The sequence below is a fragment of the Paenibacillus sp. Leaf72 genome (genome assembly GCF_001422685.1).
GTDB lineage: Bacteria > Bacillota > Bacilli > Paenibacillales > Paenibacillaceae > Pristimantibacillus.
In genome coordinates, this window is the sequence record NZ_LMLV01000011.1 from 1 (window position 1) to 19,618 (window position 19,618).

The window sequence follows — 19,618 nt, forward strand, 5'->3', positions numbered from 1 at the left end:
GTTGCCGTTGTTCTCCCACTCGCGGACACCTCTTCTTTTTCGTTACGTCTATTATTAGGCGTTCCTTAACGCTGTGTCCACTTTTTATTCTAGCTACACTGAGTCCGCCACTTGTGCCTTACCCATTGTTATTTTAAAATAGCGTCTGCTGTGTCCGCCAAATCTATCTTTGTGCAGGGATCAAGCCCCTGATACGGAAAATTCCGAAGCCCGAAGCTTGAAGCTGCCTTGCGGTATGTCCTGTAGGTTTACATTCATGTGGAGAAGCATTCCCGCCAGTAGCAGGAATACGCGAGAAGCTACAATCGATCAGCAGCTGGCTCGCTTACTTTTACAAACACGCACCCTTATACAAAAAAAACGATTTTTCGAATAGGAGAAATAATCATGTTCAATGTCTTACAGGAGATTAATTGGATTGCCGTTCTGCTAGCTGCATTAGCAACCTCTATTTTGGGAGGCGTTTGGTTTACTATTATTTTTGGGAAGGCTTATGCTCGAGCATTAGGAAAAGAAGGAACACCCACTGAAAAACCAGCTCCCCTTTTTATCGCGGGACCATTTGTCTGTGGTTTAGCAACTACAGTTACCATGGCCATTTTGATCTATGCTTTCGATATCGAATCCTTGGTTAATGCGCTAATCTTTGGCGGCATTGTTGGTGTTGGATTGTTGGCTTCAACGACCGTCAATACGGCGATCAACCCAAATATGCCTCGCCCGCTGTTATACGGACTAATTAGCGGAAGCTATTTTTTACTTTCAGGTTTGATTATTAGTGTAATTATTGTAGCTATGAAATAATTTCTGCGAAAAATAAATCGCCTTTTCTAGTATGGAGACCAGTATCCTTACATCGTCTTGCTTATTACTTCAACATCGACTAGGGTCACAGGCATTATAATGATAATAATGACTCTCCATACCTAGAAAGGAGAACTTACTTTGTCTATGGAAATTGAAAATTTATTGGCAATAACATCGCGAGAAGCTTTGAGAATTTGGCTGCAGGAAAACGGACAGACCGAAAAATTTTGTTGGGTAGTCGTAAGCATGGCGCCAAACCCGGATTCGTTGCTGTATTTGGATGCAGTCGAGGAATGTTTGTGCTTTGGATGGATTGATGGGGTAAAAAAGAAAATTTCTGAATCCCAGCTGGCGCAGAGACTATCTCCTAGAAGCAAAAAAAGCTCATGGACTGAATTGAATAAAGAACGCGTCCGCCGCCTCGAAAAGCTGGGATTAATGAGCGACGAAGGAAGAAAGGTGCTTCCTGATATGGAGCCCCATTCCTTTAAAATAGATCGCGTTATAGATCAAAGGCTGAAAGAAGACCCGCAAGGATATGAAAATTTCAGCGCATTTCCAGCTCTTTATCAAAGAGTTCGAATCGATACGATACAAAGCTATAAAAATCAGCCATCCTTATTTGAAAGCAGATTAGACAAATTTATAGCCAACACGAAAGAAAATAAAATGTACGGTCAATGGCATGATAATGGGCGCCTCCTGGATTATTAAGCTGCCCTATAGCTCGAATAGAGAGAAATGGTTTGTTAAGGTGATCTCCTTACCTCTAATCCATATCCAAATGAGCAGACCGCCCCCTTCGGGCGGTCTGCTCGCATTTCCAATAACATTTGCATCGTTTCATATTTGTATCATTTCATATTTGAACTCAAGCCCTCGAATGATAAGTTTCATTCCGTTTCATTCCGTTTCATTCACTCATTGGCGAGGCATACTACAGCTTCCCCAGCAAATTCGCGCGTATTTCCGCCAGCCCCTGCTCACGCACCAGCTTGCCATTTTCAAAAATCGTCTTCAGCGCGTCTTCGTGCTTCCTTGCCTCATATTGCTGCACGCTTAAATCGTCAGTGAGCGTCAGCACGCCGTCCTGCTCGGTTACGAGCACGAGTCCGGTTTGCGATTTTTTCACTTTGCCGATATCGGTTGCCGGGTCTTTGAAAATTTTGCGCTCTTCGCCGTTAATAATCGTAAACGTCGATTTCAGCGCAAAGCCGAACGTATCTCTCGTATTGTACTGGTACGTGAACGAGCCGATACCGAACACCATATTTGTGGAAGCAAAGCCCTTCGCCGCCAGCTTCTCGCAAATTTCGCGGCAGCGGCTGATCGTAATCGCATCTCCATAAATTGCGCCAATGTGGCTGTCGAGCTGCTTAAAGCCCTTCTCCGTCACTGTGCCGCCGAAAATATCCCACAAAATTTCAATAACGCCTTTGCGCTCAAATGGATGCTGCGAATCGGGATCGCCGCAAATGATTTTGACCGGATCTCCACTGTCCGGGCGAATGACAACCTTGCCGTCACGGGCTAGAATATCCTCTTTAAGCCCTCTGACCACCACATCAAGCACGCTCCACAAATCCCATGTATCCGAGACGATCGAGACGAAGCCATTCGGATACACCTCATTGATCAAATAGCGGTACGATGCCATTTCATCGGTGCCATGGGCGCACATCACGCTGTGCTCGGTCGCTGGAATCGAGGTGCCTACCAGCTCTTTTTCCATATTCGCGCCATAAAATTGCTCCAAATACAAAATCGCCGGAACCGTATCCGTTCCTGTGAACGACAGCAAATGCCCGGCGCCGCTGCCTTTCGCCGCTTCCAGCGAGCTCATGCCCCGCATCGAAAAATCATGCCCCTGAAAAGGCACGCCCGACGTATCGCCGTTCGTCTGCAAAGCGTATTGCTCCAATATTTTGCGGTACTCGAAAGCTATCGTCGCACTCGTCGTCGGCATCCAAAGCTGGCACGACATGAGCGTCTCCAAATAATTGGTTACCCAGAAAAAGTCAGGGTGCGTATTTTCAATCGTCAGCATCGGCACTTTAACCGGAACGATCAAGCCTTCCTCAATTGCCTTAACGCGAATCGGCAAGTAGCCGAGCTCATGCAGCGCAGCGATGTGCGAAGCATCTGGATCAGCATCGCCCAGCGCAAATTTCAGCACTCTGCGATACTCCTCCACAACCTCTTCCTTCGTTCTTGCGAAAAAATGCTCATTGAAATAGTCGATCAAATATTCCTTAATGAAGGCTTGAAAACCAAAGGCGACCACTTCCTCCACGCCTTCCAGCCGGCTTGTACGGGCGGTCCAAGTCGAGTAGACGAGTTCCGTCCCTTTTGGATACTGGTTTTTGTGGCTGATTTTATAAAAATCGCATAGCAGTGTCGCAGGGTAAGCTGTCTTCGTCGTCATTTTAAACCTCTCCCCATTCAAAAAGTTTTATTTTCTCATGTCCCGCTTCATTCAGCATCGTATTGGTCGTAAACACTTTATCGACGAGCGGCGATTCGAGCAGCTTGCCCTTATGAATCGATGGCTCGCAGTGCCCTACAAGCAAATAAATTTCCGCCGCGCCCAAGCCTTTAAGCTTCTCCGCACTGCGCATAAACGTTCCCCCGTAGGAGCAAAGATCATCGACGATAATCGCCTTAAAGCCAACGCTTGCCACCTGTCCAACTACATCAAGCCGTTCTATTTCGCCCGTCTGAAAATTCCGCGCCTTAAAGCCGACCAGCTCGTTATAGCCGCGAACTTTGCTGTAGCGCTTCTGCGCCCCCGCATCCGGGAAAAATAAATAATCGGACGCACGGTCAAAGCCCGTTGCCTCAACGACAAGGTCCAGCAGCTCAATCGTCGGATACCGTGCCGAGCAATTGTTCAGCAGCGCTAGCGTCACATCGGAATGCGGCTCCAGCACCGTCACATGCTCAAATGCCAAGGAGTTGATCAGGCCGCTTACGTATTTCAAGGTAAAAACAGAGGTTCCCTCAATCCGGTCCATCCGGCTGTAGGGCATATAAGCAATCGTCAAGCCCGCCTGCACCTTCCGGTTGTCTAAATATTGCTTCACGAACATCAGCTTAATCAAGTCGCTGTCATTGTCATATTTAAAAGCAAGCGTATTCTGCTCGGCTATCAATGCCGTAATCGCATCACCATCGACAAGCGTTTCCCCGTTGGGGAACGTTTTGAACACAAGCTCCACGCCATTCAGCTTGATCATCCTGCTCACTCTCCTCGCTGCTTCGTAGTTACCTTCTAAATCTGCCGTTCCGCTCCGGTACGCTTTGATACGCTCAAATCGTTCTACAATCTCTACTCTATCTTTTATCCGTAAATCGACAGCTGCGGCTCTAGCCCCGTAAACCGGTATAGCTGAGCCGGGCGCTGCGAATACTGATTGGAGAACTTTAACGCCCCGGCCGCGTCCACGACTTTCTCAATAATGCCGCTGCGGCTTTGCGTCGAGGTGATTTTCCGAATAAAGTTTTGTTCTGCAAAATCCGGCACGACCGCTTGTATGACCTGATACAGCTCGGCAATCGTGAATTCATCCGGTAAAAAAGCTTTCGCTATCGTCGTCGTCAGCATCTTCCGTTGAATTTGAATCAGCGCATCTTGAATTAAGATGCGGTGGTCAAAGGCAAGCGGCAGCTTCAGCGCCTCCTCTACCGGAAACAGCTGCACCTCCGAGGCATCGACCGCCGCCTGCCGATTCGCAAGCTGCTGCTCACCCACGAGTGCAAGAAATGCATGTGAAATCATCCAGCCCCGCGGATCACGTCCAGGCGCACTATATACGTTAAAATATTCGAGATGAACCTCGCTAACCTGAGTCTCTTCCAAAAGCTCACGTCTGGCACATTCCTGCACCGTTTCCGTTTCCAGTGTAAAACCGCCCGGCAGCGCCCATTGCCCTTCGAAAGGCCAAATGTTACGCTTGATGAGCAGCACCTGCAGCTCATGATGCGGCAAAGCTTTCTTAACCTTGCTGCGCTGGGTTGAAACAATCGTAAAGATCACGATGTCCGTCGGCGCTCCGTCCGGCGTTCGGTAATGATCCGGCGAATAATTGGATTCATTTTCGATCAAGTGCTTCACTTCCTGTTACGATTTAATTTTCTAATTGATATTATCATTATGACATTATTAAATCATTTGTCAACCCTTTGAATGATTTTTAGGCTATTCCTTCCCATATGTTTATACAAGAACGCTACTGACAATCTGTTGTCAGTAGCGTTCTTGTATATTCAACGTATAGTTACGAAAGGGAGGCTCACACTTTCAAAATGGACATGAACAACGACGCTTTTATTTTTGAAACACCGCTTATTGAAGGCTTGATTCTTCGAAGAAGAAATCGATTTATTATGGAAGTGGCGATCGACGGCGTCATTTATGATTGCCACTGTCCTACTACAGGACGCATAGGCAGCATCGTATTCCGCGATATTCCCTGCCTGCTTTCCAAGAGCAAAGACTTGACCAGAAAAACCCTCTACACCGTAGAGGCCATTTCACTCGATTTGCTGTCTGAGCCAAATAAATCTTGGATCGGGATTAATCAAAATGCGGCAAACCGCTATGTGGAACATTTTCTGAAAAATGGCCAGCTCTCTGCTATGGTCAGCAGTGATAGCGTGAAACGGGAACAAAAGCTTGGCAATTCCAAGCTTGATTTTCTTGTAGGGAATACTTACATCGAGGTCAAGACCCCGCTTACAACTTTACAGGTTGAGAAAAAAGAACATATCACGACCGCAAAAGGAAGTGAATTCAATTCCTTCGAACGCTTCCTTAAGCATATTGGCCAGCTTGAAGCCAGCTTAGAAGAAAATGATAGAGCTATACTGTTCACTTGTTTTATCTATAATAGTCCAGGATTCAGAGGCTCTAAGAACGGCAAATACAGCAGCTATATTAGAGAATCCGTTGAATCTTCTATAAGAGGGGGAGTTGAAATCTGGCAGGGAAACTTCAAAATTACAGCTACCGAAGTGAGCCTTATCCGGTATTTCGAAACCACAACAGATATGATGAACTAGTGCGGCTGCTCAAAAAAATTAAATAAAGGGAGCCGCTGCAAATTGAATAAAACAGAACGCTTGTTATCGATCGTTCTAGAGCTGCAGCGAAACAAGGTGCTGAAGGCTGAGGAACTGGCAGAGATGCTGGAAGTTAGTCCTAGAACGATTTATCGGGATGTTCAAGTGTTAAGTGAATCCGGTGTGCCCATCATCGGTGCGACTGGATTAGGTTATTCCTTAATGAATGGCTATTTTTTGCCGCCAGTGAGTTTTACTGTAGAAGAAGCAGCAGCGCTTTTGATTGGAGCCGAATTTGTAGAACAGCGTTTTGATCCTGTCTACAGCAGGAGCGCCCGTTCTTCACGCGGGAAAATCGAAGCTGTATTAACGGAGCCCATCCGCGACGAAGCGGATCGGGTACGCGATAATATCCTTCTTCTTCACAAAGAAAATGAACCAGAAATAGGCGAACGGGAGAAGGCTTACGTGGCAGCCATCCGTACCGCCATGCTTGAAGGCAAGAAAATCCGCTTTGAATACCACAAACGAGCGGCACAAGCGAATGAAAAATATGAAATGCTGCGAACGGTTGCCCCTTACGGGCTCGTCCTTGATGAACAAAATGGCTGGCTGTTAGTTGCCCATTGCGACTTGCGGAATGACATTCGCCATTTTCGGGTATCGCGAATAAAAGAGCTTGCCACTATGGATGATACGTTCCAGCTCCCTAACAGCTTTCACCTGCACGACTATCAGCCGAAGGATGACCGCAACGTCAGCGTCCATGTGCTTTTTAATGCGAGCATCGCGGATAAAGTGAAAATAGCAAACAACTATTATATGGAGAATGCCCGATTGAACGCCGATGGATACTACGTCACCTTTCGCGTTCGACAACCGGAAGATCTGCTGTCCTGGCTCCTTGGCTGGGGCGCAGATGTTAAAATCCTTGAGCCCGAAGCTTTCAAACTCCGTATGAAAAAAGAAATCGAAAAAATGTTGAAACGTTACTGACAGTCTAGTGTCAGTAACGTTTTTGTATAGTATAGAAAGGCATGAGGTTGCCGTATTGAAAAGGAGGAAACCAAAATGAACGCAACAAAAGAAACGATATTGGTTACAGGCGCAGGCGGAAATTTAGGGAGATTGGCCATTCAATGGCTGCTCGAAAACTATGATGGGCCGATTATAGCAGCTACCCGCACCCCAGAAAAACTTTCGGGTCTTGCCGACCACGGTGTTAGCGTACGGCATGCGGACTTCGACCAGCCTGAGACGCTGGCCGATGCTTTTGCCGGGGTGCAGCGTCTGCTTTTGGTAAGTACGGATGCGCTTGAAGTGCTAGGTCAGCGAATCACGCAGCATTCAAATGCCATACAAGCTGCGGTTAATGCAGGAGTAAAACATATTGTCTATACATCGTTTTTCAACCCTGAGCCCGGTACAGCAAATTTAACGGCGGGAGACCACTACAGCACGGAAGAGGCTATTAAGAACAGCGGCCTGTCTTATACGATTCTTCGCAGCAATCTGTACGCCGAGAATCTGCTTCAATCCTTGACGCATACGGTCGCTACAGGCCAATAAGCTGCTGCTATCGGCGAAGGCAAAATCGCTTATGTGACACGCAAGGATTGTGCACATACAGCCGCAGCTGCACTCGCTTCCTCAAACACGGACAAGCACACACGGAATGTAACTGGGCCAGAAGCGCTATCCGGTTATGATATCGCTCAAATATTGAGTGACATCGCTAAGAAAGACATTGTCTATATTCCAATCGAGACCGCACAGCTCGTTGGCATGTATGAATCGTTTGGCGTTCCGAATGCTGTAGCGCGAGCATTAGCTTCCTTCGATACCGCCTCGGCCAGAGGGGAGTATGATCAGACGTCAACAACGGTTCAAGAGCTGACTGGTCAAGCTCCTACAAGCTTGACGGCATTTTTGGACGAGTATTATTGGAAGACGGTTACGGTCTGCTAAAAGAATAGAGCGCAAAAAAGCGGGAGCTGCTTCTTTTCAAGAGCAGCTCCCGCTTTTTTAACCATCCTCGCTTCTTCCCTTAAAGCCGCGGATCTACCGAATCCGACTCCATGGATAAAGCGGCAAGCACACATTCATGAATTCGATCCACCGATTCCTTGCGAATAAACCGTTCAACCGACTCCAGCCCCAGCGCAAATTCCTTGAGCGCATAACGCTCCTTTTTGCTTGTTTTGCGCTGCTTCAGCCTTTGCAAGTTTTCGGGCAGCAAATAATCCATCCCATAAATAATATGCAAATACTTTCTGCCTCTTACTTTAATGGCCGGCTGGATCAGCCTTCCCTTATGTCTGGCGACAAAATACTCCGGCTTAATAACAGCTCCTTCATGCCCTTGCTCCGTCATTTCCTCCCACCACCGAATCGCCGCAAGCTCGCTGGTTTCATCGGTCACAACCTTGTATTCTGTTTCCATGAACAGCTCCGAGCAAGCGGCGAGCTCTCGTGCATGCTCCATATGCCAGCTGTGCTGTTCGCTTTGGAAGCTTGCTGTACTGTGCGCCAGCGTATGGAAAGGCGCAATTCGGATGCCTTCCAGCCCGTTCGTATCCCAGCAATACTGCTGGAACGCCTGGTCGAACGTCTCGGCGTTGTCCAGCTTGATTTCCAGCTCATCGATCCAGTGCTGCACGGCTTTGCCTGCATCTTTCGCCTCCCGCAGCTTGGCGAGCTTGGCTCGTCTGTCCATCAGCGAAGCTTCCGCCACATGGGCATATTGCGAAGCAATCAGTTCCCGCGCCTTTAAATTCCACGGTACAATTTCTGTATCCAGCAGCACTAAATCCGTACCGTAACGGTCAAAATACTCCGCCTTCGTCAAATCGCCATTCAGCTGCCGCAGTACTTGTTCCTGAAGCATAGACTGGAAAAATGCTCTGCCCGTTCTCGTATAAATGACGCCCAGCGTCTCACGGCCGACATACGGTACTGCTGCGGCTTCATTTCGAAACAGCAGCACGATGGCTCTGCTGCCCATATGTTTTTTCTCCATGATCATTTTCTCTACGCCTTGTGAACGATAGTAGGCGAAAGCTTCGACCGGATGCTCCAAAAACCGCTCATCCTCAGCCGTCATTGGCGGCGGGCTCATCGTTGGCGGAATATACACCAATTCCTCCAGCGGCACCGTAAAGTGCGATACCGTATCAATCGCAGCTTTAACGAATTCGCCCCGAACCGCTACATCTCCATAAGAGGATGTCAGCACCGAGTAGCCCTCAATATATTTTCGCAAATTCGGCTGCTTGAACCGATTCAATTGACCCTCTAGCAAAGGATTGCGAGCTTCCCCGGCATAATTTTCACGCGCCTTTACTTGTACGAACTGCTTCTCCGGGTAACGATATGCGGTCAAATGTCCGCCAAATACGACGCCTTGATCAATATTAATCGTTTGGTTCGTTATCGTCGGCTCGACTCGCGGATCATGTCCCCAGACGATGAGCTCGCCGGATTCATGTTCGTTGTACCATTCCTTGCGCAGCGGTTTGCCCTGGGCATCGGTACCATCGGACTCCCCATATCGGCAGTAGTCCTGAATTTTAGCGGACTGTTTGCCAATATAGCTGTCACGAATGCCCGCATGCACCACAACGAGCTGTCTCACGCCATCGCAGCAAAAGACGAGCTGAGGGGGCGCTTGCAGCAAAAATACTCGAAGCCGCTCCTTGAGCATATTCGCCGCTTCTTCACCATGCTCCCGCTCATATTCCACAAGCTCCGCTGCGGTTTTCTCATCACCATGGCTAAGCTCGACCTGCCTGCCATCCAAAAATCTAGCCAGCTTCCAGCCATGATTGCTGTCCGTCATATAGGCAAGTCCCGCTTCAACATGCTTGCGCCACCATTCCATCGCTGCTAATGATTCCGGCCCACGGCTCATCACATCGCCGACCGATACAGGTATCCTGCCTTCCGGATGACGGAAAAGCCCGGCCTCGTCAGGTGCATAACCAAGCTTGCCCAGCAGCTCTAGCTGCTCCTGAAAACAGCCATGAACGTCGCCGATAATATCAATTCCTTGTCCGACCTCATGAACGAGCGGGTTAGCCTTGCGCTCGAATGCAATATTTATAAGCTGTGCTGCTTTTATGACATAACTGGCATCAAACCCTTCCAGCTTCAAGCTGCGCAGCGACCGCTTGAACAAATGCGCTTGCTTCTTCACCCGCTGCTTGCCCCTAGGAAACTCGCGCTCGCTATCCCTGCGCAGCAGTTCCTCCTCTGGGGTATCCAGCACAAGCGCAACGACTGGAACGTGCTGCTTCCGCGCAAGCTCCACATAACGTTTGCGGTCTTCCTCATATAAATGCGTGGCATCGATCAGCGTTAATTTATCCAAGCGGCAGCGCATCGCAATGATACCCTCCATCGCTTCGAACGCTTTTGCCGAAATATGCTGATACTGCTTGTAAATAATATCGGATTCCAGCTTGCTGCGGCTGGTCCAATCCATAAACTCCACATCGCCAACAAGCATTCGGAACTGATCTGAAGACACAACCTCCGTCTGCTTGACCTTACCCGCTGCAATCAGCGTCTGAAGCAGCGTCGTCTTGCCGCTGTTCGATGGGCCAACCAGCAATACAATACCGGCATGAGGGAGCCGAATCACCCTTTTACCCTGTTCGCTCATGACCGCTGAGCCCCCTCTACCTTCGTAAATACAGCCATCTGTGTGGGCTGTCCGTACTGTCTATCCGCATCGCCGACTCCGCATATATGGACCGAATAGCCGAATGGCTCGCCCCATTTTTCACACCACACACGGAATTGCTCCCGCGTCCATTCGAAGCGATGATCGTTATGCCTCATTTCATAATCGTCCAGCTCATACAGCGTGTTATATTCCTTATTCGGCGTCGTAACGATCCAGCTCTGCGGCTTGTAGCGCGATGCAATCATTTCGATAGCCTGATCAATCCGAAAGGCATCAATATGCTCAATAACCTCGCATAATACAAACACATCTTTGCCACACAACCATTCATCATAATAAAAAAGCGAGCCAATAACAGCCTGCGGAACGATCGTCCCCTGCTTGCCCTCAAGCTTTGCAAAACGTTCTAAGGCGCGAATTTGCGATTTGCCCGAAGGCTCTACCGCCACAATTGACTTCACGCCTTTCACTCCTCCAAGTCTTGCTGCAAGTTTCCCTTCCCCAGAGCCCATATCTACGATAGACCCATGCTGAGGCAGCGACTCCACCACCTTGGCTATCGCTTCATAACGGAGTTCGTTCAGCCTTGTTTTGCGCGGCGGCTCCTCTTCTTTTTCCGCTAGGGAAGACGCGCTGAGCCGTATCTGCTGAGCCTCCGGCCGCTGTTCCGTTTTTTGTACAAGCTCGCGATTAAACTTCATAATCAGCGGGCTGAAACGCAGCGTGCGCCGAATAATAAGCTCGCGCTGCGGATGCGCTGCCAGCCAGCCTTCGCCATACCGATGCAGCTTATCCGCCTCCTCCTCGCCAATAAAATAATGCTTATAGTCGTCCAGCATCGGCAGCATAATGAACAGCTGGCGCAAGGCGAGCTGAAGCGTCTGCTTGCCAGAGAGCCGAATAGTCCGCGCCGAGCTGCGGCTTTTCAATTGAAACGGATAAGCGATGTCCGCCCTTTCAATTTCGACCTCATAGTCAAGCGCCCCGAACAGCTCTTCAATTGTCCGGTCAGGCAAATTCGAGGCGAGTGGCCCGAAGGACAGCTCAAGCTGGAATGCATGCTGTACCCACTGGGCATAATCCTCCTTCGGCTTGCCGTTCAAAGCCGTACCCAACGCGGATCGCATGTAGGTACAGAACAAGCTGCTGACCACAAATTCACGGTCATTAATATAATGCGTAATATCATAGTGCTCTGGGCTGCCTTTATACAAATCGATTGGATCAGGCTCGGCAAACAGCAGTACCTCGGTTTCTTCTGGCGAGCTTATCGTATAAACGAGACACACGCGCGCCTCTTTTTCCTTGCGTTCATATAAATGATCCGGGTGCTTGGAGAGTAAGAAAGAAAGCTTATCTGCATGCTCACCCCGTGCTTTTATCGTTAAAAACATGTTATCCCCCCTGACTACTTCCTTCATTTTCCTTGAAGCAAGCGTTTATGAACATGGCAGAAGTATTACGAAACATGCTTTTCCCGAGCACTTTTATAGTGAAAATATTGCCCGTTCCTACTACACGTGGACAACGCCAAAGAAGCATGTGCCGAAATCACACATGCTTGCTTAGAACTATTCTTAAGGCATCGCGGCCTATTCATGTAAATGCTAACTACTGCTCTGCCGCTTCCTAATTTCATTCACGCCCATAATAACTGCAATCAGCTCATAATCTCCGAGCTGGCGGGTTTCGTTCCACAAGCAATAAGCGCCGGATTGCATCCAGCCGCTCGTCTGCGCGAAGCTCGCAATCGTCTCCTCACGGCGGTTCATAATCACATACTCTTTGGAAAACGCTGGCGACTCAATTAAATAAAAGCCGCGCTCGCCCGCATCATACTCGAACCGCTTATTCATGAAGCTCATCCTTGGGCGCAGCACACCTAGCGGAGCGCCGTAGCTGTCGCTGACTTCCCATTTCATTGAGAAAAAACGAAATTTCGCCTCGCACATTTTCGTATCATTGGCATCATAAACTTCCAGCGAAGTGCTAAACGCACTTTTCAGATTAACCCATCCCGCAGACTGCCCCGTCTCATTCATAATGCCTGTACTGCCGGAACTGAAGAATTTGTCTCTGAAATATAAGGACATGCAGCCTCACTCCCCTTCTACGATGTCATCACCATATACGAAGCGATCCAGCAGCAGCAGTTTCTCCTCATTCAGCTCGCCTGAATTATCAAAATCAAGCACCGAAGTGGCTGGAATCGGCCAATTCAGCTTGCGCGGTCCCAGCGAGCGGCTGAACGCTTCCCAATTGCCAAGCTTCCACTCATCAAGCGCTAGGCCCCGTTCCTGTATCCGGCTGCGATGCAGCTCCTGATCCCGCAGGGAAACGAGTACGACCCGCACAGCTACATCACGCAGGCTTGCACCGATGGCCGACAGCTCCTGCTCAATCCAAAGCGGATCAGCAGTTTCCTTCGTGAAGGGGCCGATGACGAGCGCGTCCGTGCCAATCGCTACATTTTCCAAAGCTGCATCCATCGTAATCCGGTAGCCGAGATCGCGGCAGCGCACCTTATACAGCTCCGAATCACGGTCCTTCGGATCAAGTCCCGACGCCGTCATAATCGCCTCGGCCGCCGGACGCAGCAGCGTATCCATATCAAAAATCGCAGCGCCCTTGCGCCGTGCCAGCGCCTTGGCCAGCGTCGTCTTGCCCGCTCCCGCCCCGCCTAGAAAAAATACTAATTTTCGCATATGATTCGCCCCCACACTCTAATGATCATTACCCGCAAACCTGAACCAATGAACACGTTGTCAACTCTATCTCTCTACTATAAACGATTTTCTAATCTACTGGTCAAAAAACACCCCTTAAATACCGAAAAAACCTCCAAAGCCGCATGAACTCGCGGCCTTGAAGGTTGCTCCAATAAACGGCCGCAGAAATGGCCTATCTTTTGTGTTAGTGAACTTTAATATTCAGCACATCGCCGGCAAGCTGTGTATTCACGCCTGCTCCGTCCGTGCCAATCAGCTTGGTCACCGCAAGCGCGGTCACATCAGCTGGCGCGTCCGCTTTAATGCGGAAGGTCAGCTTGAACAGATTGCCGAGCGGATTGTTAAGACCGTCTCCAACATGGCTGCCATTCAAGCTGATAATGCCAGCAGCCTCTAAATGCTCGTTAATGACGAATCTGCCAGTATCCAGCGATTCCGGCGTTCTTACAAGCTCCAATACAGTCGGATCGAATTCAATTCGGATGTTTTGCTTCGCAATGCCTCTTGGCACATTTTGCAGCGCATATACAACATCGAACGTTTGTCCCTTTGCCATTGCGTTTGGCCCGATTAAGGAAGCGCCGACCGAGCTGCGGTCATCCACAACCGGCGTCCAGTAATTTGGAATCGGCACATTCGCAAAATTCGTATCCGAGGCAAAATAGAAGCTCGTATAAGTCGGTTGGTTATACGTCGTGTTTTGCCAAGCTACGCCTGTACGGTACTGCGAATCATGCATCAGCGTATAAAGCTTGCGGTCTGTCAGCTCTGTGCTCATATAGATACGGATAGCCGAGCTGTCCACGGTGCGCACCAGCATTTCTTCCCGCCAGTCTCCGAAAATATCGGCTACGAGCGAAGGCGTTCCCTTCGTATGATTGTTTGTGCGGGTTCCCGCAGCCGTCAGCAATCTGCCGCGTTTCCAATCATCAATCGTCGGTGTAACTTCCAAGGAGCCATTCACAATTTGCGTCGTCATATTGCCCGCCCATTTAATGTTCATATTCGTTCCAGGAGAGGTTGTGCTAATCTGCGTTCCGCTTGCTGTCCATGTGCCGACGGCCCATGTCTCCAGCCCTCTGTGATCCGGATCGATGTCGCCAACCATGCCGCGACCGGTATCCTTGCCGGTGTAGCCGCCATAAATGACTTCGCCTGTCTTAGCATCGCGCAGCGAGTAGCCATAAGGGGCATACGTTCCGCCCTCATGCACCATGAAAATTTCCAAGCCCGGGCGGTCAGGGTCAATATCTGCGACATGCAGCGCATCGCCATGGCCAAGACCTGCATACGTCCCCGGATTTGCGCTGCCCGGAGGCAAAATATCGCCCGAGCTGTATAGCAGCGTACCGTCATGGTCAATCGTCGAGGAGCCATAAATAATTTCCTGCTTGCCGTCGCCATCCACATCCGCCGTGCTCAGCGAATGCGCACCCTGCGTCGTAAGCGTTGCAAAAGCCGGATTCAGTCCCGGTCTGCCATGCGGCCCGTCATTAAACGGATTCGTCATCGGCACCCAGCCGCTATCGACAAACCAGTGCTCGCGCAAATGCTTGCCATCCCATTCATAGGAAACGAGCGTCGAGCGCGTGTAGTAGCCGCGGGCAAACACCGCATAAGGCTTCGTGCCATCCAAATAAGCGACGCCTGCAAGGAAACGGTCTACACGGTTGCCCGGCTCAATCCGCGCCATCGCATAGTCGCCCCACATAAGGCCATCGTCATGACGGCCCGGCTTGTAGGGGATCGTCTCCAGCTCCTTGCCTGTCGCACCCTCAAACACGGTCAAATATTCCGGCCCGCTCAAAATAAAGCCTTCAAAATCACGCAGCTTATTGTTGCCGCTGCGCGCCGGCGCATACACGTCCATAAAATAATCCGTCAGCTCTTCCGCATCCTCGCGGGACAGGGGATATGCATACTTAGGCGCAATACCGAAGCTTTCTTCCAGCGTTGCCGGCCAATTGCCGTTTACGACTTCCTCATGCTTGTCCCAGTCCATGAACATATTTACGACATGCTCATAATAGCCCTGCTTGCTCACGCGGTAATCATCATCATGGCTGTACCCTGCTGCAATATCCTCCTGAGGCATCGAAATATATTTTTCAGAAGCGATGCCGCCGCTGCCATCGTATTTCGTTATTTTGGTACCTGGAGCCGTTTTGAACATCATTTCCGCCTTGCCGTCGCCGTCAAAATCATACACCATAAATTCGGTATAATGCGCACCAGCGCGAATGTTCGGCCCCAGCTCTATGCGGTAAAGCTGCGTTCCATCCAGCTCATAGGCGTCAATAATGACCTCGCCGGTGTAGCCCTTCTGCGATACATCCTTGGAATTGGAAGGGTCCCATTTCACGATATATTCGTATTGCCCGTCTCCATCCACATCGCCGACGCTCATATCGCCAGCCGAATAGGTGAAAGCTTCGCCCACAGGCGTAACCCCATCTGCCGGTTTATTAAGCGGCAAATCGTAATAGCCATCGCCCCACGGCTTAGCTTCGCTGCTTCGTGCCAGCTCTTCCCCATCCACTACAGCCGCCACCTGGTAACGCGATGATGTGCTGCCCTGCGGGTCCGAATAGTTCGTGCTGTCCGTCACCGTCGCAATAAGCGCGCCATCCCGGTAGACGTTGAAATTCGCGCCGGTCATCCCGCCCGCGGAATAGCCAGTTACTTCATTTCCTAGCAGCCGCCAGCTGAGAAATACGCTTCCTGAAGAAGCGACAGCTACAAGTCCTCTATCCAAATATTCCAGCTGTACTTTGCCCAAGGCCGTCCCTGCTTGTCCCGAAGCCGTCGTTCCCGCAGCAGTTGCGCCTGCGGCGCTGCCGCAAAGCAGCGTAAGCCCCGTTAACGTGGCGGCCGTCTTTTTAAGCCAGTTGGAGTGGTTGCTGAACATAAATCAATCGCATCCTTTCGATTTGAAGATCAATTGGTTACGCTTACAAAACACAGGTTAAACTAGCTAGCCTCCTTTGCTCGACACCTGCTTAGCGCAGTAAATCCCTTTTTAGTATATAGATTCCTATTTTCAGGCACTAGGAAAAAAACAGAGTTTTTCCATTAAATAACCGTCTTTCCCTATCATTAGAAGACATTCCCTTGTGCCTTCACTATCTTAAGCTCAAATGATATCGTCAATCATTTTGTTAGATAAAAAACAGAGAACCCTATTTCCGGGCTCTCTGCGCACTCTGACTATCATTTTGCCGCTATATTATTGTTTATTTATATTTTGATGAAGCACGGCTAGCATTTTCGCCGCTTCGGCTCTTGTTGCGCCGCCTTTCGGATCAAAAGCATTGGCGCCCTTGCCCGAGATGATTTCTGCTTGCTGCAACGAAGCAACGGCATCTGCTGCCCACGAGCTAATGCTGCTTTGATCAGCAAAGGTGACTGCGCTGGCCGTCTTAGGCAGCGTGAAGTCAGCCTGATCGGTAAATCGCTTCAACATGACAGCCATTTCCTCGCGGCTAATCGATACATTTGGTTTAAATTCATTGCTGCTTGAACCTTCAACTATTTTATGCTCTGCTGCCCAGGACACATAAGGCAAGTACCAGTCTCCAGCTTTGACATCCCCAAATGCAGAAACCGTATATCCAGACACATGTGCGCCTGCAACACCAGCCAGTATTTTAGCAAATTCCGCTCTCGTGATGCTTTTATTCGGCGCGAACTGGTTGCTGCCGCTGCCGGAAATCATATCCCGCGCAGCCAGATAGGAAATAAATGAAGCTCCCCAATGACTGCTGCTGTCGCTAAAGCTGATCTTATTGTAGCCTACAGCATAATGGCTGAGATGGTTCGTTATGAAAGTAACCTTGCCATTGCTGTAGCTTGAATGGTTTAGAACATTCGGCTTCCCATTATTGTCGATATAATAAGCAACAATAGCGTTTGTATCCTCGCCCTGTGCAGGCGTATACGGAATATCGATCTGAATGCTGCCGCCGCCAAAGGTAGACAGGCTGGAGGCGCCGGATTCAATCGAAACATCCAATACAGGTCTTGTTCCAACTAACCGTTTCGCTTCCGGTGTAAGCGTATCTGCACCGCTTTTCGCTACCTCGAACCGAATATTGCTGCCTGCTGCCTTCTCTATCGCATTCAGCGTAGTCGAAAGGATGGTAAGAGTACCGAATGGCGTCACCACGACAACTTGATCTACTTTGCCGTTAGACAGATTAGTAACAGCAGCTTTGGATAGCGTGATGCCAACTGCTTTAGCGTTGTCCGCCGCTTCAACGGTAAGCGTCACAATTCTTGAGCCCGCTTCTATTGCCTGAGCCTGCTCCGTCACGGTTTTAATCTGTGCGTCGTCAATGACAGCCTCTGCATTTCCATTAGCGTCAGCCTTTGCTGTCACCGTTACACCAATGGAGTTCGGATCTACAGGGAAGGATGGTGTAGGCGTTGGAGTAGGTGTCGGCGAAGGAGTCGACGGATTCGAATTACCCGAGCCTGTTGAGCCTCCCGAATTCGACTTATTCGTAATTTCCAGCACCACTTGATTGGCCTGATAAACAACCTGAGTATTGTACTGGCTCGGTACCCCGCTAATCTCAACGGCGGCAAATTGACCATTTTGTTGACCAGTGCCATAGCTCATAAGAGTCACAGAACCAACGGACGGCACATAGCTGCTTTGAAAATTCACCTGCAATTTTCCGTTCGCATTTACCGCACCCTTGATTTCCAGCACATCGCTTGCGCTGTCGACGTTAAGCTCAAGCGTACCATTCGCAGCTTGCGTGAAGCTTCCGCCAATCGTCATTTTTCCGGCTGCCTTCTCTACTAGCGTACCGCCGTTATTCACGACATCGCCGCTGCCCAGAGCTGTTGCCGAGCCGCTTTCCAGCGTACCCGCGTTAATCTGGGTACCCCCGGAATACGTATTTGCACCGAGCAGCTTCAAGTCGCCAGTGCCTTCCTTCGTCAGCTTGCCTGTTCCAGCAATGTTGTTCTTCCAGCTGTCCGCTGCATGGAAGCCGCCTTTGCTGGCATCCATCGTTACGGTTACGTCGCTGTCAAAAGCGCCATAGCCGTCTGCTGCGGCGAAGAGATTCAGACGTCCCCAGCCTTCCGGATCATCCAGTACCGGATAGCCGGAAGCAATGCCCGTCGTCGCCAAAACAGCACGGCGCTGCTCGCCCGTCAAATAAGGCTGGCGCGTTTCCAGCAGCACTTCAGCTCCTTTAGGCACAACCATTGGTTCTGTTGTGGATTGGATCTGATCGAAGCCGTAGGTCAAACGCTGGGTGAATTGCGCTTTATTTTTCTCATAGTCAGTGAAACGATCTTCCGCTGTACCCGTTTCGGTCAATAGAAGAGCATGCGCCTGATCATAAGCATCCTGCTTAAGTGCCGCATTGTCCGGGTCAGACAAGGTAGCTGCTGCCAGCGCTGTTGCCATCACGCGTCCGCCTATGACATCAAGCGGAGAATGCATGCCCGCTATAATCCGGCTGTTCCCCATTTCCGAAGCACGGGTCAGCAGCTCCTGGAACCGCTCAGGCACAGCATAGGCCAGTGCATAAGATGCAAGATACGAAGCATTCGTATGACCGCTTGGGAAACCGCCATCCGTAGCCGGCGTTGTGCTGATTGCAGGAACCAGCGTAGGCACGATCATAGAAGTATCATTAGCCCAGCGGTAGGGACGCATATAGCTGTAGAAGTTTTTAGCCGGGTTGCTGGATGCGTAATTGCCTCGCAGCGTCCCGATCAAGTCTACCATTTTGCCAAGCTCGGAACCCGAATCGCCCGCTTTATTGGAGCCGTTGCCGTCGTTGTATTTGACCGATGTGGCATCATCTGGAATGCTTGTAATCGTCGTGAATGTTCCCGTTTTGTCGCGATACACATCAGCCAGAGCACCAAGACCTTCAGTCGCTCCATACGATTGATTTCTCCGGTCAACGAGATACGCCAATTGTTCATCTTCCGCCGTACGCGTAGCAGCTATGTTTGCTACATATTGAATGTTGTAGTCCAACACGCTGCTGTTCAGCTTCGTGCCATTGTCCCAGGATGTTCCTGGCTCCCAGAGATCCTGAAACCCTGACAGTACGCGGATGACTGGATTGGAATATACCGATTGGTTAGCAGAAATGCTGTTTTTGTAGTTGTCTACAAAATGTCCCCATGCCGGAGCTGGCGGCAGTTCAATGGAAGCTCCAATGGAAGCTCCATTTGATGCTGCGGTTGCAGCATTCCCCACTACGGAATTGGAAAGCAGTAACAGGCCCAAAGCAGCAGATAGATACTTTCTTGTAGATTTCATTTTCAAGTTGAGTCTACTCCTATCGTTTCGTTTTTTGTT

At 49.8% G+C, this 19,618-nt stretch carries 15 protein-coding genes; 6 read left to right on the forward strand and 9 right to left on the reverse strand.

The window, feature by feature from the left end:
* Positions 1-387: 387 nt before the first annotated feature.
* Both ASF12_RS14480 and ASF12_RS14485 read left to right on the forward strand, forming a co-directional pair.
* Positions 388-804, forward strand: a complete 417-nt coding sequence (locus ASF12_RS14480; protein WP_056035850.1) for a DUF1761 domain-containing protein — start codon at positions 388-390, stop codon at positions 802-804.
* A gap of 147 nt (positions 805-951) precedes the next feature.
* The gene (locus tag ASF12_RS14485) at positions 952-1,521 is read left to right on the forward strand and encodes a YdeI/OmpD-associated family protein (RefSeq protein ID WP_056035852.1); all 570 of its coding nucleotides are present in this window, start codon (positions 952-954) and stop codon (positions 1,519-1,521) included.
* A gap of 223 nt (positions 1,522-1,744) precedes the next feature.
* Here the strand turns inward: ASF12_RS14485 and ASF12_RS14490 are convergent, their stop codons facing one another.
* From ASF12_RS14490 to ASF12_RS14500, 3 genes are all read right to left on the reverse strand, one after another.
* Positions 1,745-3,232, reverse strand: a complete 1,488-nt coding sequence (locus ASF12_RS14490) for a nicotinate phosphoribosyltransferase (protein WP_056035853.1) — start codon at positions 3,230-3,232, stop codon at positions 1,745-1,747.
* Between the two features lies 1 nt (position 3,233).
* Complete coding sequence (locus ASF12_RS14495; protein WP_056035856.1) at positions 3,234-4,043, reverse strand: ribose-phosphate pyrophosphokinase; 810 nt, start codon at positions 4,041-4,043, stop codon at positions 3,234-3,236.
* A gap of 104 nt (positions 4,044-4,147) precedes the next feature.
* On the reverse strand, positions 4,148-4,912 hold the full coding sequence (locus tag ASF12_RS14500; protein WP_056035860.1) for an NUDIX domain-containing protein: 765 nt from the start codon (positions 4,910-4,912) through the stop codon (positions 4,148-4,150).
* Between the two features lie 200 nt (positions 4,913-5,112).
* On the opposite strand from ASF12_RS14500, the gene ASF12_RS14505 reads away from it, so the two are divergent.
* From ASF12_RS14505 to ASF12_RS35210, 4 genes are all read left to right on the forward strand, one after another.
* Positions 5,113-5,868 (forward strand): DNA/RNA nuclease SfsA, encoded by a 756-nt coding sequence (locus tag ASF12_RS14505; RefSeq protein ID WP_235533164.1) that lies wholly within the window; start codon positions 5,113-5,115, stop codon positions 5,866-5,868.
* A gap of 42 nt (positions 5,869-5,910) precedes the next feature.
* Complete coding sequence (locus tag ASF12_RS14510; RefSeq protein WP_056035864.1) at positions 5,911-6,864, forward strand: helix-turn-helix transcriptional regulator; 954 nt, start codon at positions 5,911-5,913, stop codon at positions 6,862-6,864.
* Between the two features lie 75 nt (positions 6,865-6,939).
* A complete protein-coding gene (locus tag ASF12_RS35205; protein WP_200931622.1) occupies positions 6,940-7,437 on the forward strand; it encodes an NmrA family NAD(P)-binding protein in 498 nt (165 codons plus the stop codon).
* Between the two features lie 33 nt (positions 7,438-7,470).
* Entirely contained in the window at positions 7,471-7,836 is a 366-nt protein-coding gene (locus ASF12_RS35210) for a hypothetical protein (protein WP_200931623.1), read from the forward strand.
* A gap of 79 nt (positions 7,837-7,915) precedes the next feature.
* On the opposite strand, the gene ASF12_RS14520 is transcribed toward ASF12_RS35210, so the two are convergent.
* The 6 genes from ASF12_RS14520 to ASF12_RS14545 form a co-directional block, all read right to left on the reverse strand.
* Positions 7,916-10,531, reverse strand: a complete 2,616-nt coding sequence (locus ASF12_RS14520) for a polynucleotide kinase-phosphatase (RefSeq protein ID WP_056035867.1) — start codon at positions 10,529-10,531, stop codon at positions 7,916-7,918.
* Positions 10,528-11,949: a 3' terminal RNA ribose 2'-O-methyltransferase Hen1 gene (locus ASF12_RS14525; RefSeq protein ID WP_056035868.1), complete on the reverse strand. Its 1,422-nt coding sequence runs from the start codon at positions 11,947-11,949 to the stop codon at positions 10,528-10,530. The genes ASF12_RS14520 and ASF12_RS14525 overlap by 4 nt, the downstream gene beginning before the upstream one ends.
* A gap of 213 nt (positions 11,950-12,162) precedes the next feature.
* Positions 12,163-12,648, reverse strand: coding sequence for a hypothetical protein (locus ASF12_RS14530; protein ID WP_056035871.1), 486 nt, complete (start codon positions 12,646-12,648; stop codon positions 12,163-12,165).
* 6 nt (positions 12,649-12,654) lie between these two features.
* Positions 12,655-13,260, reverse strand: coding sequence for an AAA family ATPase (locus tag ASF12_RS14535; protein WP_056035876.1), 606 nt, complete (start codon positions 13,258-13,260; stop codon positions 12,655-12,657).
* Between the two features lie 208 nt (positions 13,261-13,468).
* A complete protein-coding gene (locus ASF12_RS14540) occupies positions 13,469-16,192 on the reverse strand; it encodes a rhamnogalacturonan lyase family protein (protein ID WP_155973176.1) in 2,724 nt (907 codons plus the stop codon).
* A gap of 318 nt (positions 16,193-16,510) precedes the next feature.
* Complete coding sequence (locus tag ASF12_RS14545; protein ID WP_056035964.1) at positions 16,511-19,579, reverse strand: S-layer homology domain-containing protein; 3,069 nt, start codon at positions 19,577-19,579, stop codon at positions 16,511-16,513.
* Positions 19,580-19,618: the final 39 nt, after the last annotated feature.

Coding starts and splice junctions, on each gene's coding strand:
- ASF12_RS14530 (WP_056035871.1), bottom strand. CDS start 12,648: ATGTCCTTATATTTCAGAGACAAATTCTTCAGTTCCGGCAGTACAGGC.
- ASF12_RS14505 (WP_235533164.1), top strand. CDS start 5,113: ATGGACATGAACAACGACGCTTTTATTTTTGAAACACCGCTTATTGAA.
- ASF12_RS14545 (WP_056035964.1), bottom strand. CDS start 19,579: ATGAAATCTACAAGAAAGTATCTATCTGCTGCTTTGGGCCTGTTACTG.
- ASF12_RS14490 (WP_056035853.1), bottom strand. CDS start 3,232: ATGACGACGAAGACAGCTTACCCTGCGACACTGCTATGCGATTTTTAT.
- ASF12_RS14485 (WP_056035852.1), top strand. CDS start 952: ATGGAAATTGAAAATTTATTGGCAATAACATCGCGAGAAGCTTTGAGA.
- ASF12_RS14480 (WP_056035850.1), top strand. CDS start 388: ATGTTCAATGTCTTACAGGAGATTAATTGGATTGCCGTTCTGCTAGCT.
- ASF12_RS14535 (WP_056035876.1), bottom strand. CDS start 13,260: ATGCGAAAATTAGTATTTTTTCTAGGCGGGGCGGGAGCGGGCAAGACG.
- ASF12_RS35205 (WP_200931622.1), top strand. CDS start 6,940: ATGAACGCAACAAAAGAAACGATATTGGTTACAGGCGCAGGCGGAAAT.
- ASF12_RS14520 (WP_056035867.1), bottom strand. CDS start 10,531: ATGAGCGAACAGGGTAAAAGGGTGATTCGGCTCCCTCATGCCGGTATT.
- ASF12_RS14495 (WP_056035856.1), bottom strand. CDS start 4,043: ATGATCAAGCTGAATGGCGTGGAGCTTGTGTTCAAAACGTTCCCCAAC.
- ASF12_RS14525 (WP_056035868.1), bottom strand. CDS start 11,949: ATGTTTTTAACGATAAAAGCACGGGGTGAGCATGCAGATAAGCTTTCT.
- ASF12_RS14540 (WP_155973176.1), bottom strand. CDS start 16,192: ATGTTCAGCAACCACTCCAACTGGCTTAAAAAGACGGCCGCCACGTTA.